10 protein-coding genes and 1 other annotated feature are annotated in these 12563 nt (G+C 56.1%); of the genes, 8 read left to right on the forward strand and 2 right to left on the reverse strand.

The features are described 5' to 3' along the window. Positions 1-125 precede the first annotated feature (125 nt). A complete protein-coding gene (locus P5703_RS02865; RefSeq protein WP_200632351.1) occupies positions 126-581 on the forward strand; it encodes an NUDIX hydrolase in 456 nt (151 codons plus the stop codon). A 600-nt stretch (positions 582-1181) separates the two neighbouring features. On the opposite strand, the gene P5703_RS02870 is transcribed toward P5703_RS02865, so the two are convergent. Beyond that, positions 1182-1799: an HAD family hydrolase gene (locus tag P5703_RS02870; protein ID WP_020306044.1), complete on the reverse strand. Its 618-nt coding sequence runs from the start codon at positions 1797-1799 to the stop codon at positions 1182-1184. Positions 1800-3067: 1268 nt separating this feature from the next. Here P5703_RS02870 and P5703_RS02875 point away from each other — a divergent pair. The 7 genes from P5703_RS02875 to P5703_RS02905 all read left to right on the forward strand — a co-directional run bounded on the left by P5703_RS02875 (position 3068) and on the right by P5703_RS02905 (position 11141). Then, positions 3068-3472, forward strand: a complete 405-nt coding sequence (locus P5703_RS02875; protein ID WP_011914493.1) for a DUF6957 family protein — start codon at positions 3068-3070, stop codon at positions 3470-3472. Beyond that, the gene (locus P5703_RS02880; RefSeq protein WP_003291462.1) at positions 3472-3786 is read left to right on the forward strand and encodes a hypothetical protein; all 315 of its coding nucleotides are present in this window, start codon (positions 3472-3474) and stop codon (positions 3784-3786) included. Before P5703_RS02875 ends, P5703_RS02880 begins: the two co-directional genes overlap by 1 nt. 53 nt (positions 3787-3839) lie before the next feature. Next, on the forward strand, positions 3840-4214 hold the full coding sequence (locus P5703_RS02885) for a hypothetical protein (RefSeq protein ID WP_080505063.1): 375 nt from the start codon (positions 3840-3842) through the stop codon (positions 4212-4214). Between the two features lie 94 nt (positions 4215-4308). Then, positions 4309-4962, forward strand: a complete 654-nt coding sequence (locus P5703_RS02890) for a 3'-5' exonuclease (protein ID WP_011914492.1) — start codon at positions 4309-4311, stop codon at positions 4960-4962. A 209-nt stretch (positions 4963-5171) separates the two neighbouring features. Then, complete coding sequence (locus P5703_RS02895) at positions 5172-7655, forward strand: tellurite resistance TerB family protein (protein WP_014597640.1); 2484 nt, start codon at positions 5172-5174, stop codon at positions 7653-7655. Then, positions 7652-8947 carry an ATP-binding protein gene (locus P5703_RS02900; protein ID WP_014597639.1) on the forward strand — a complete coding sequence of 432 codons (1296 nt, stop codon included), beginning with the start codon at positions 7652-7654 and terminating at the stop codon, positions 8945-8947. Before P5703_RS02895 ends, P5703_RS02900 begins: the two co-directional genes overlap by 4 nt. Continuing rightward, the gene (locus P5703_RS02905) at positions 8922-11141 is read left to right on the forward strand and encodes a DEAD/DEAH box helicase (RefSeq protein WP_014597638.1); all 2220 of its coding nucleotides are present in this window, start codon (positions 8922-8924) and stop codon (positions 11139-11141) included. The genes P5703_RS02900 and P5703_RS02905 overlap by 26 nt, the downstream gene beginning before the upstream one ends. A 196-nt stretch (positions 11142-11337) precedes the next feature. Here P5703_RS02905 and P5703_RS02910 read toward each other — a convergent pair. Then, positions 11338-12560, reverse strand: a protein-coding gene (locus P5703_RS02910) for an IS3-like element ISPst4 family transposase (RefSeq protein WP_085987735.1) whose coding sequence is annotated in 2 segments (ribosomal slippage) — positions 11338-12275 and positions 12275-12560 — 1224 coding nt in all. Because the reading frame shifts where the segments join, the coding sequence is not laid out codon by codon here. After that, positions 12166-12282: a sequence feature (AL1L pseudoknot), on the reverse strand. Its footprint overlaps the gene before it by 117 nt. Positions 12561-12563: the final 3 nt, after the last annotated feature.

Genomic DNA, 12563 nt, shown 5'->3' on the forward strand with positions numbered 1-12563 from the left:
GCGTGTCTACGGGTTGGGGCGGGCCAGTCCGAGCGCCATTCTGCGCGTTCCGCGACGCGCTCGCGCGCTGATCCGGACCTCTGGGTAACCTACGCCACAACGTGCCAATTTGCTGCGAGGAAACAATGGAAGTCAGAAGGTGCTCTCGACTGGTCATAGCGGATGCCGATGGGCGGCTGCTGCTTTTTTTCTACAAGGACGAACACCAGCCGCCGTTCTGGGCGACCGCTGGCGGCGAACTGAAACCGGGCGAAAGCTACACCGACGCAGCTGCACGAGAGCTGTATGAAGAGACTGGCCTTACGCGTCCAATCGGCAAGCTGCTAAAGGAACGAGACGAGGTCTATGCCGTGGCACGCTCGACGCCGGCGCGTTGGTTGGAAAAGTACTTCCTCGTAGAGTGCCCGGCGAACACTCGCGTGTTCGCTGCAAAATGGACCGAAGAAGAGCAGAGCACGATCCAGAGATGGAAGTGGTGGAGCCTGCGCGAGATGCAAGATGAGGCGCCATCTTCGTTCAAGCCTGAGTGGCTGCCTGAACTTCTCGGTGCCATTCTGCGGGAGCGTCAACGCAACAGCTGACCGGGCTGTGTTCTTCCGACTGCCGGCAATGGGCAATTCGGCGGCGCCACCGAAATACCGTTGCCCAGGAAACGGGCAAGAGATGCTTGCCAGGCCCGCGGCCATCTTCCGGCACCACAAAGAAAAAGCCCCGAGAGTCTTGAGATTCTCGGGGCTTGTTTGTTTGGTGGAGCCGGGGGGATTTGAATCCCAAACTTCAATATCCCGGCCAAATCAAGGCTTCAGCGCATTATGCAGGAAACCTTGATTTGTTGGATTGCTCACAGTGAGCGCGAGTATATGAACCTTTCGAGCCTTGTCAAGCATCGCATTCACCTATCTGTGAGAGTGGCTTTGCGTGCGTTGGCGAGTAGAGCTGCCCGCAGTCGGTTGGGTTTAGGCTGCGTTGAAGCCAAACGCTCCTGAGTTTGAAGTTACCAATGATCTAGGGAGGCGTCTTGGGTTTCTAAGGTGTTCCCGTTGGCCCCCGATCATAATCACCTCAACTCAATTTACGGTCTTATCTTGACTGCGGTTCGAGGTTCATGGAGCAGGATTGCTTGGTGTGATTCCAGGTTTCAATCGCGAAGTGCGAAAATGGATGGGGCTGACATCGCTCGCTCAAGGCGCGGTTGCCAATACCTTACGAGCGAACGTAACCAATTCAGGGCAGTCACCGTTGGTGCTGTTTCGGTCAACAAAAAAGCCTCGGATGCCTACTGCCGTTGGCCCATCTCGGTCGCAACGTTGGGAGTCACCGATCATCCACGATGCGGTCGGGGACGCCCCAAGCTGATCGCAAATCCAACTGTAGATGGTGGGTTCGGGCTTCATTACGCCTAAATCACAGCTAAATGCATATGCGTCTAGCATGGGGTAGCAACGCAGGACGGCTTGCCGGTACGGGAAAGCCAAATTCGAGCAAACACCGATTCGAATGCCTTGCTCTTGGAGCAGTTTCACCGCTTCGAGCCCGTCAGGATATGCCTCAACGGCTGCGATCTCTTCTGCCAGGACAGTTTCCAGAGTGCTCAATTGTTCAGGGCTTGCAGTGATCCCCAAATGCGCTGCGGCTTGCGTCAACGTTATCGCAGATTTCATCAGGAAAGACGCGTCGTCCGGGCGGGGGCGCCGCCCATGCGCCTTTCCGATCTTCATCAACTGTCGGTACGGATGCGACCCATCTTGAATCTTTATCAGTGTCCCGAAAGCATCAAAAATGACGGCTTGTATGGTCATTAGACATCCCGTCACGACAGGGTATCGAAGGCTGGCGCATTCAACCGACGTGCTTGATTGGCCCCGAATACTTCGCTATAGCATGATTATTGGTTACTAGGATGAAGCCTTCCGAAGCTGCTTGTCCAATGAGCATCCGATCAAATGGGCGCTGTGAAGGAGAGGCGAGGCCGCAGCCTTAATGGCGTGTCGGCTGGTCATGGACAGCTCCTTGTAGTCGCCGTCCAGAAGAGACCTTCTTAGTACTCCTGAATCGAACTGAAAGCTGGCTTTGCTCATCGCGTTTTTGGCCGATTTTCCAGCTGCTAGCGGCGCTGATGAACAGCTCATTGGCGCGATCCTCGATCATCTCCACAGCCCCGAGTTAGCTAACCTACTTAGTCTATCCCCTCGTTGGAGGGGCAGCTGTCATGGTCAATTGCAGGCTGTAAATAATTGCGGTTTTTCCGTGACGCTGCGGTTATATGAAATTATGGCTCAGCCATAATTATTGCTGAGCCATAATTTTCATCATTTTGTGGCCTCGCCGTACAGCTCGACGCGTGGCGCGCTTCGTGCGTGCACTAGATGGGTAGCTAGGTGTTAGTGAGCAGATCTCAGCGTACGCAGACTTTCTCGAACCTGCCCCTCGCTACAAATTACTCAGATCATCCGCTTTCGTTTGCAATTTAAGCAGTCGCGAGGAGTCGCGGTACCCTTCCGCGTCACCGACGCGCCTCGCTTGTGGTGATTACCAACGGTGCGAAATTTCAAAATTCGAAAAGAAGACTCCGAGCCGGTTGGATCAGCCTCGCATCGTCCGTGGAGATATGTCTTGATCTCAAATAGTCATTGACCGCGCCCAGGGTAAGTCCGATAAGGATTATCTTCTTGCTCTTCTGGTGCATGAGTTCTGGCAATCCTTGTCAATATATACGTATTACAAATACCGATGGTCAGTGGTTGGCTTTTTCTTTTCTAAAAGTGCTTGACGGGCGGTCGTTGGAGCTGGATTATTTTATTGCATTGGTTTCAGGTTGCTGTTTTTTGTCCAATACTGAGCGTAGTGGGGCGACGCCATAGGCTTGCATTGATGAATAAAGTACTTAGTTTAATAATGGAGGTTGATGGGGTTGCGCTGTTCGCCTTTTAGACTCAGGCCATATATCAAAAGTCAGAACTGACGCTCATTGGGAAGCAAGCTTTTCATACTTGGTAATTTTGTCAAGGTAGGGAAGTTTTGCCCAGATTCTGCCTCTAGACATCTATGGTTCAGATAGAGAGACGGTATGGACGATTTAAAGAAAATATCTCATTTGTTATACGCCCCGGGTGAGGTAATGCCTGGTATCGAGATGTCGTTAGCAGAAGCGTGCGCGCGTGGTTCAGCGGCTGCGTTGCATGACGAGGTGCCTTTCTGTGTTGTGCGTGACTGGATCTGGATCGATCTCATCGTGCCTGACGCGATACGAGAAACGTTACAGGCGTCCGGGCAACAGCCCGCGATGGTGTATGCCGGCCGCGTGTTGTACGACAGTGCCAACCGTTTCCAAGAGGGGGACTGGGTGCGTACAACACAACTGATTGAGTTTGCCGATGGGTGCATTTTCAGAACGCGCAATACGCGATATGTGCTTGCTGGCCCAGGGGCTCGCAAAAGCGCCGAGCTCACTACTGTGTTGAAGATTTTTTGATGCGTAGACAGATATTGGCGGGCATGGACGTACCAGACAACCGACACCCCGATGTGCCTTGCGACGTCTGTGGTACCTCCATGCGAGTGCCTGGGTACGGCGAACAGTTCGGTGTGCTGCAAGCGCACTGGGGATACGGCGCGCGACATGACGGTGAGCGTTATCGCGTACGGATGTGTGAAACCTGCTTCTTCATGACCTTGGCGTATTTGCGACAGGAGCGACGCATACATCATTTGTTTGGCGACGCCCCGCAGCATGAAGACTACAAGTTTGGGCGTATTGCTCGAGACGATTATTGGTTGGACAGCTAGCCGTTAGTGGGGGGGAGGCAACGAGTTTTGATCCGAATTTGGGTGCTGACGTGATGGGTTCAACTAAACGAAGTATCAACCAAGCACGTGATGTATCTGGCGCGTTGTCGCGAGCAATGGATATGTCTTTTGGTAGGGAAGTTACGGCGTATCTCACGGACGCTTATTTAATCGCAGGCTGTTGTATCGGCGTGGTTCATCGTCACGTGCGGGCGGATGTGTATGGAAGGTTTCAGGACGGTCACCGGGTTCGGACCTCCGATGTACTGAAAGCTCATGAGCAAGGCGGGTTTTGGGCGCTGTTTACCGCCACGGGCAGCTTGTACGTTATTGTGACTTTCAAAGAAGACGGCGGGCGTCTGTCACTGGATTGGCTGTTGGCACAGAGGGCAAAAGGCTTACACGCAACCCCGGTAACGATTCAGTGATCCGTTTCTCGTGTCACTATTATAAAACGGAGCCCACGGTCCGTGCTGATGCTCGTAGGTTTATATCCTCTGAGGAAAAGAAGGGCGGGGTGTCATGCAGGTAAAGCGTTGGGGACAACTTGATGCGCTTCGTCAACAACTTGGCGAAAGTCGCTGGTTACTTTGCGTGGATCTGGAAGCGACTTGCGATGACTACCCTGCCGACCTAAACGAGGCGGCCCGGAACGCTCACGTATTGGAGGTCCAGCGCGACGAGATGGAGACGATCGAAATTGGCATCGGGCTGTTGGATGTTCAGTTGGAGTACAGGATTGTCGATCATTTCGGACAGTTTGTCCGGCCGCTACTTCGCCCCACGCTAACTGAGTTTTGCACGGGGCTGACCGGCATATCTCAATCTGACGTCGATACTGCAAAGCGTTTCGCGGAGGTACAAGATCAGCTTGGTGAATGGCTGAGGCCGCGAAATACAGAAGGCTGGCGCTGGTGCTCTTGGGGCGATTACGACCGAAACCAGCTGAAGGAGGACGCTTTCAGAGCAGGGGTAGATGTATTGCTGGATCCGGCCCGTCATATCAATCTAAAGAAGTGCTTTTGGAAGATTTTCGCTTGCCGTGCGCTAGGGCTGAAGTGTGCAGTGGAAAGCATGGGCCTTTTGTGGGAGGGTGCGCATCACAGGGCCATCGACGATGCGCGTAATCTGGCACGGTTAGCGCAGTTACTGCTCAGCGCGAGGCAACCGACGTAGTAGGGGCGGACGGCGCTGTGCCTGCTCATCAATTCAACCCCGTGACCGCCCGGCTCGCATCTGGCCGCCATCTCACCAGTGCATACGGAACACATCTGGATAACATCATAAAGAGATTCAACACATAGCTTGGCGCGAGGTATTGGCTGATGCACCCGAATTGCCGATACTGCTAAATGGCCAGCATGCTTGTATAGGGAGTCGAAGCGATGGCAGGGAAGCGTAAGCGCAGCAGCAAGTCTGGTGTATCTGGAGCGATGGTTCTGTGTGCCCTAGTGATTGGGGGGCTTGCTTCCGTTCCCAAGGGTGTATGGGTTTTCTTGGGCGGAGCACTTATTGTCGGCATAGGCGGGTGGCTAGTAATAAAGGCCTTCAGCAAACCGTCAGTCATGTCTTCGGCAACAACTATGCGGCCACCCCAAGGGGGAGCTCGTTCAAGTTCCTCGGACCTCGGCATAAGCACCGGCCTGACGTTTTCATTGGATGAGGTCTCGCCACTAAGTGAGCCCTCTGCTCCTGCGCAAGTCTCGGCGTCGCCCCGGCAGGTTTCGGCAAAGCGAGACGACTCTGGCTTTTTTACCGTAACTTTAGAGGCCACTGAGCGGCCTTCCCACCGAATTCCGAGCGCGCCGGCGAACCTGAATAGTGCCAACGTGCGGTGGCTTTCTGCTGGCGAAACCATCGAAGTGGCGGGCGAAAATATCACTATTGGTCTGATCTACGTCGGCGAAGATAAAAACAGGCGCAATGGACCTTCGGAACCGTCACTGATCAACCCGAAACTGAAGGTCGCACGGGGCATCGTCGATATATCTGAGCGTCTCACCCCTTACTGGCCCAGTTACGACAGCATCTCTCCTGAGGCCCGCCGCGCATATTTGCAATGGCTATCCAGTGGTCGAAAGGCTCCGCATGCCAACATCGGCTACGTGTTCTTATTCTTCTACGGTCTTGAGCGTAGGGTTTTTGTCGACGCCAAGACGGATCAGGCTGCGGCGGCCGACATACCTATCATAATTGCCGAGGTGGAGCGGTTGCTCTCGATCTATGGCAAGAATAACTCCTTCAATAACTACGCCAGTCGCTTCGTAGACTTCCTCCGCCAAGGCCAAATACTCGCCAGGCGCTATCAAAAGGCGCCGCCGGCACCGTTACCTTACGGCTACGAAATGCCTGTAGAGCTGCGTATTGGCCTGGGTCAGTTGGCGGCTGACAAGCAACCAATGCCGGCTGACTGGGCGTTGGCCTGGGTGCTGTCTGATCACAGCATCGGGAAGCGGACACCCGTAACCCGCTGTAAAGAAGCGTTCGCCCAGTTGTTCTGCATGCGCTACGAGGAACGTTATGGCGCCGGTATGGTGCTCCCTCAGAACAAGACCCGTCTGAGACTCCAATACAACACCGCTTCTGCGGGTCTACCACCCCAAGAGCTGGATGGCCTATCCGGTATCCCTGATGTCACTGCGACTAGCGCAGCTCGGAAGAAGCTGCAGCAGTTGGTTGACGAATGCACAGTGCAGTTGGAGCCCTACAGTCGTTATCTCGGCCGCAACCCCGGCACTCCTGATGCACTAGAAGCGCTGTTACAGCTGCCCGTAAACCTGTGGCCGCCAGCAGCTCGAACAGCGCTCGCCGAGCTAAAGCAACGCATCGGCGATGGCATGGTGGTCATGAGCTTCGGTGAGCTGGCAGGGCGACTGCAGAGTGCAGGTAGCCTGTCGCGAGACAAGGTTCTGACGCTCGCCCGCGCTCTGGAGTCTTTACACATCGGTATCGAGCCGGATGTGCTGACAGGCAGCCGAACACCCAAGGCAGAGGACAATGTGGCGCTCTTTGCGACCCAGGCTGAAGATGGTGATCTGCGTTCTTCGCCGGCGTATAGCGCCGCCTCTGTTACGTTGGACCTTGCTTGTGCTGTGGCGGCGGCCGATGGTGACACGTCGCCGCAGGAAATTATGCTGCTATCCCAGCATATCGACTCCTGGTGTCACCTGAGCGGTGCTCATCGGAAACGCCTGAAGGCCCACCTGCGTCTGCAGCTTAACCAGCCACCAACCCTGCAAAGCCTGAAGAAGAAACTGGAACCCCTGGCCGAGCCGGCGAAGAGGGTTGTGGCGGCTTTTCTCGCTCACTTGGCGCAGGTCGACGGCGAGGTTAGCCCCGCAGAGGTGAAGTTGCTGGAGCGCGTCTACAAGACCCTGCAGCTGGATCCGCAATCGCTCTACAGCGACCTTCATGTGGCCGCCAGTGGCAGCGCCGTAGGCTCATCGCAGACAACGCCTTCCATTCCCGGAGCAACTCCGTCCAAGCCTGTTGGCGAATTTGCTCTGGACAAAGAGCGCATCACTCAGTTGCAGCGTGAAACGGAACAGGTATCTGCGCTGCTGGCTCAGGTTTTCGTTGACGACAAGACTGCTGAGCCAGATGACGTAGTTGTGGAAGAGACTGTTGAGGATACTTCCTCCGTTTGTGGCTTAGACGCCGATCACTCAGCCTTCCTGCGTGTACTCGTATCCCGTACCGAGTGGTCTCGTGACGAGTTGGGGGCCGTAGCAAGCGATATGGAACTCATGCTCGACGGAGCATTGGAGCAGATCAACGACATGGCATTTGAGCATTTCGATATGCCAGTCACCGAAGGGGAAGACCCCTTCGAAGTTAACCCTGACATTATGGACAAACTACCGCTATGAGCAGCATCAGAGCCAAGGACCGCGATGCGGTCATCCAGTCCCTGCGCGCCGGCGTCGTCCCCCGTGCAGGCCAGCACCTGATTCAAGTGGGGCGTGTCGGGGAGCTGGAAGCACTCATCCGTGATGTGGAGCGCCTCGCGGAAAGCGGTTCCGCGTTCCGCGTAGTGATCGGTGAGTATGGTGCAGGCAAGACATTCTTCCTCAACCTGGTTCGCTCTATCGCGATGGAGCGCAAGCTCGTCACCATGCATGCCGATCTGAACCCGGATCGTCGTCTCCATGCTACTGGTGGCCAGGCTCGCTCGCTGTATGCCGAATTGGCCAAGAATATGTCCACCCGGACTAAGCCTGATGGCGGCGCTCTGCAAGGAATAGTCGAGAAATTCGTGGCGCAGGCCAAAACGGAAGCCAAAGCGTCCGGCAAAGACAGTGAGGCCGTGATTCGCGAGCATCTCGACCAACTGGCAGAGATGGTCAACGGCTATGACTTTGCTGATGTAATCGCGGCCTATTGCAAAGGCTTCGAAGAGGGTAACGAGCAGCTCAAGGCTGATGCTATCCGCTGGTTGCGTGGCGAGTTCACTACCAAGACAGATGCCCGCACCGCACTGGGGGTGCGAACCATCGTCGACGATGCTTCGGTCTACGATCAGCTCAAGCTGCTTGCGCGATTCGTTCGGTTGGCCGGCTTTAGCGGGTTGATGGTATGTCTCGATGAGCTGGTGAACCTGTACAAACTTTCCAACACCCAAGCTCGTAACGCTAACTACGAGCAGATTCTTCGTATCCTCAATGACTCCCTGCAGGGCTCTGCTGAGGGGCTTGGTTTTGTGTTGGGCGGTACACCCGAATTTCTCATGGATACTCGCCGCGGCCTCTACAGCTATCCGGCGCTGCAGTCGCGTCTGGCTGAAAATAACTTCGCCAAGTCCGGGCTGGTAGATCTGTCCGGCCCTGTCATACGCCTCACTAGTCTGACGCCTGAGGATTTCTACGTGCTGCTGCAGAAACTGCGTCATGTATACGCGGCAGGCGTGAGCGAGCGCTATCTGCTACCCGACGAAGCATTGCCGCTGTTTATGGCCCACTGCAACCAGCGGATGGGTGAGGCCTACTTCCGTACCCCGCGGACGACCATTACCGCATTCATCAGCCTGCTAGCGGTGTTGGAGCAGAATCCTGACGCTGATTGGCGGACGCTGTTGGGTGCCGTGGAGATTGCACCGGATCGAGGCGGTGAGGCCGATACCCAAGTGGATGCGGACGATGAGCTTGCCACCTTCCAGCTCTGAATCGGTTGGCTTCGATCTCCTTGAACCGCGAATCCAGCGCTGGATATGGGCCGAGGGCTGGACCTCCCTACGCGATGCCCAGGAGCGTGCTATCCCTGCGCTCTTGGGGGCCGACCAGGATGTCATCATCGCGGCGGCTACAGCTGCAGGCAAAACCGAAGCCGCGTTTCTGCCCATCCTTACCAATCTCCTGCAGGACACGGAAAAGCCTGGGGCGGTGCTTTACATCAGCCCGCTGAAGGCTCTCATCAATGACCAGTGGGATCGTTTGGCGAGGCTTTGCGATGAGCTTGAGCTTCCTGTCATTGCTTGGCATGGGGATATCTCAGCGAGCCGCAAGCATCGCTTCCTCAAGTCCCCGGAAGGCATTCTGCTGATCACGCCGGAGTCGCTCGAAGCTCTGTTCGTGAACAAGGGAACCAGCCTGGCGGGATTGTTTGCCAACCTGCGGTACCTGGTGGTGGATGAGCTCCATGCCTTTATCGGCAGTGAGCGAGGCAAGCAGCTGCAGTCACTCATGCATCGTGTTGAAACAATCATTGATCGCCCCCTGCCCAGGGTTGGTCTTTCCGCCACGTTGGGCGACATGACGTTGGCTGCTGCCTTCTTGCGTCCCAATGCCCCTCATCATGTGTCGGTGATCGAATCCAAGGGTAGTGGCCAGATACTTAAGGTTCAGATCAGAGGGTATGTGGAGTCCAAGAAGGCGCTCCCGGTACAGCCTGAAGGTGACGATGTTTTTTCTCCGGACCATGCCATCGCAGAGCATCTCTTTCAGGTGCTACGCGGCAGCAATAACCTGATCTTCCCCAACAGTCGAACTCAGGTTGAGTGGTTCGCTGACAATCTGCGGCGCCGTTGCGAGCAGGATGGTGTACCGAACGAGTTCTGGCCGCATCACGGCAGTTTGGCGAAGGACATTCGAGAGGAAACTGAGAAAGCGCTGAAAGACGGTGACCGGCCTGCCACCGCAGTCTGCACTACCACGCTGGAGCTTGGGGTCGATATCGGCAGCATCAAGACGGTAGTGCAGATCGGGGCTCCGCCATCGGTAGCTAGCTTGCGTCAACGCTTGGGGCGATCCGGACGCCGTCCGGGAGAGGCAGCCATTCTCCGAAGTTACTGCAAGGAGCGTCAGCTAGACGATGGCTCGCCCCTGTCAGATCGACTTCGCCAGGGTTTGCTGCAAAGCATCGCGATGATCCGGTTGTTGATGCAGGGCTGGTTCGAGCCTCCTCGTGTTCATGGCCTTCATTTATCGACGCTGGTACAGCAGTGCCTCTCGGTGATAGCCCAGCGGGGAGGAGCTACAGCTGCAGAGCTGTGGAGCACCTTGATACGCAGTGGTCCGTTCACTGGGGTGGAGCAGGGCAGCTTCCTCAGTTTGCTTCGTGCCCTCGGTGAGCGCGATTTGATAACCCAGGAAACATCGGGGCTCCTGCTGCCCGGCGTAGTGGGGGAACGCCTGATCAACCACTACGACTTCTACAGTGCATTTGTCAGTAATGAAGAGTTCCGCCTGGTATGCGATGGCAAACTACTTGGCGCATTGCCCGTCTCCAGGCCATTGACCGTCGATCAGCGAATTATCTTTGCTGGGCGCCGCTGGCGGGTAACGAGCGTGGACACTGAGGCCAGGGTCGTTGTCGTGAGATCCGATCCCGGTGGTGCTCCCCCGTCCTTTGACGGGCTTGGAGCCCGTGTACATGATCGGGTTCGGCAAGAGATGAGGAGCGTCTTGTTGGAGGCGGACGTCTACCCCTATCTTGATACTACGGCACAAGAGCTACTAGCTCAGGCACGTAGCGCTTTCTCGGACCTTGGATTGGTACATTCGAGCATGACCGAAAGCGGAGGTAAGACTTACCTTTTCAGCTGGCGAGGCGATTGGACAAACGATGCCCTAGCCATCTTGTTGACGCACACCGGACTAGCCAGTGAGAACAGCGGGTTGGTCATCGAGGTTGAGGGAGATCGGACGTCGCTTGAACGCAAGCTGCGTGAGATCGCCGAGTGGGACGGTATTGATGAATCCGCTGTTCTAGCGGACGTACAGAACATGGCTCAAGAAAAATGGGATTGGGTGCTTCCGCCAGCATTACTCATGCAGTCTTACGCCACGATGCATTTGGACTTGGGTGGAGCAAAGGCCTTGGCATTGGCTCTAGTGAGCCAGCCTGCGGAGACGGCCTGATATCTAGCTTATTCGTGTGGTGCCTGCTTTGTTGAAAGCCGACTTTGGTTCATCTGGTCAATATGAACCAAAATCCAGTGCATATGGAGCACAACTTAAGACCGAGTGCTAACAAGTGACTATTTGACCGGCTTCAGTGCCTCCACACATTAGATTCTGAATCGCCCCGGGTTTTGTGGAGGCCGTTTCGTTTAAGTCAGGCCGCCATGGCCTGACCTGCTTGTTGCTGGTGGAAGTTTGCCTCAGCCTCCGCAGGCGGGATATATCCGATTGAGCTCAGCAGGCGTTGGTGGTTGTACCAGTGCACCCATTTCAAAGTCGCCATTTCGACGGCTTCGCGGCTCTTCCATGACTGACGGTAAATCAGCTCGGCCTTGTACAACCCGTTGATGGTTTCGGCCAAGGCGTTGTCGTAGCTGTCTCCCTTGCTGCCAACCGAAGGCTCAATGCCGGCCTCTGCCAGCCGTTCGGTATAGCGGATCGAGACGTACTGGCTTCCACGGTCGCTGTGATGGATCAGACCACCGGTACGGTGTGGCTGGCGGGCGTACAGGGCCTGCTCCAGGGCATCCAGTACGAAGTCTGTCTTCATGCTGGTACTGACTCGCCAGCCGACGATCCGCCGTGCAAAGACGTCGATCACGAACGCCACGTACAGCCAGCCCTGCCAGGTCGATACATAGGTGAAGTCCGACACCCACAACTGGTTCGGGCGGTCGGCATGGAACTGGCGTTGGACACGATCCAGCGGGCAAAGGGCCTTGTCGCCGGCCACCGTTGTCTGCACGATCTGGCCACGTCTAATGCCCTGCAATCCGGCCCGACGCATTAACCGCTCCACCGTGCATCTGGCGACCTCGATGCCTTCTCGCCGCAGCTGCTTCCAGACCTTCACCGCGCCATAGCACTGCATATTGGCATCCCACACTCGCTGGATTTCCAGGGTCAATGCGTCATCGCGCTGAGCACGACAACAGCGCAGTGCCGGGTTGCGCTGTTGAGCCACGTGCCTGCGGTAACCGGACGGGGCGATCTGCAACACGCGGCAGATCGACTCGACCCCGAGACGGTCACGATGCTGATCGACAAACGCCCTCAGGACTTGGTGCGGCGGTCGAGCTCCGCCTGGGCAAAATACGCACTGGCCAGGCGCAATATCTCGTTTGCCTTACGCAGTTCGCGGTTTTCGCGCTCTAGGGCTCTGATGCGCTCGCGCTCTTCACTGGTCTGACCGGGGCGCTGCCCCGCATCGGTCTGCTGGCGACGAATCCAGCCATGCAGGGTTTGCGCGGCACAGCCAATCTTCGGAGCGATGGCCTCAATGGCTGCCCACTCGGACGGATAGTCGTTCAGGTGTTCCAGAACCATGCGCACAGCACGCTCACGGACTTCAGGGGAGTAGGTAGTAGTCTTTCTCATGGC

The sequence above is a fragment of the Stutzerimonas sp. FeSN7 genome (assembly GCF_030263795.1).
GTDB classification, from domain to species: domain Bacteria; phylum Pseudomonadota; class Gammaproteobacteria; order Pseudomonadales; family Pseudomonadaceae; genus Stutzerimonas; species Stutzerimonas stutzeri.

What these genes read in the sequence shown, in the direction of transcription:
- P5703_RS02870 (WP_020306044.1), bottom strand. Translation starts at nt 1,799, where the DNA reads ATGACCATACAAGCCGTCATTTTTGATGCTTTCGGGACACTGATAAAG.
- P5703_RS02895 (WP_014597640.1), top strand. Translation starts at nt 5,172, where the DNA reads ATGGCAGGGAAGCGTAAGCGCAGCAGCAAGTCTGGTGTATCTGGAGCG.
- P5703_RS02880 (WP_003291462.1), top strand. Translation starts at nt 3,472, where the DNA reads ATGCGTAGACAGATATTGGCGGGCATGGACGTACCAGACAACCGACAC.
- P5703_RS02905 (WP_014597638.1), top strand. Translation starts at nt 8,922, where the DNA reads ATGAGCTTGCCACCTTCCAGCTCTGAATCGGTTGGCTTCGATCTCCTT.
- P5703_RS02875 (WP_011914493.1), top strand. Translation starts at nt 3,068, where the DNA reads ATGGACGATTTAAAGAAAATATCTCATTTGTTATACGCCCCGGGTGAG.
- P5703_RS02885 (WP_080505063.1), top strand. Translation starts at nt 3,840, where the DNA reads ATGGGTTCAACTAAACGAAGTATCAACCAAGCACGTGATGTATCTGGC.
- P5703_RS02900 (WP_014597639.1), top strand. Translation starts at nt 7,652, where the DNA reads ATGAGCAGCATCAGAGCCAAGGACCGCGATGCGGTCATCCAGTCCCTG.
- P5703_RS02890 (WP_011914492.1), top strand. Translation starts at nt 4,309, where the DNA reads ATGCAGGTAAAGCGTTGGGGACAACTTGATGCGCTTCGTCAACAACTT.
- P5703_RS02865 (WP_200632351.1), top strand. Translation starts at nt 126, where the DNA reads ATGGAAGTCAGAAGGTGCTCTCGACTGGTCATAGCGGATGCCGATGGG.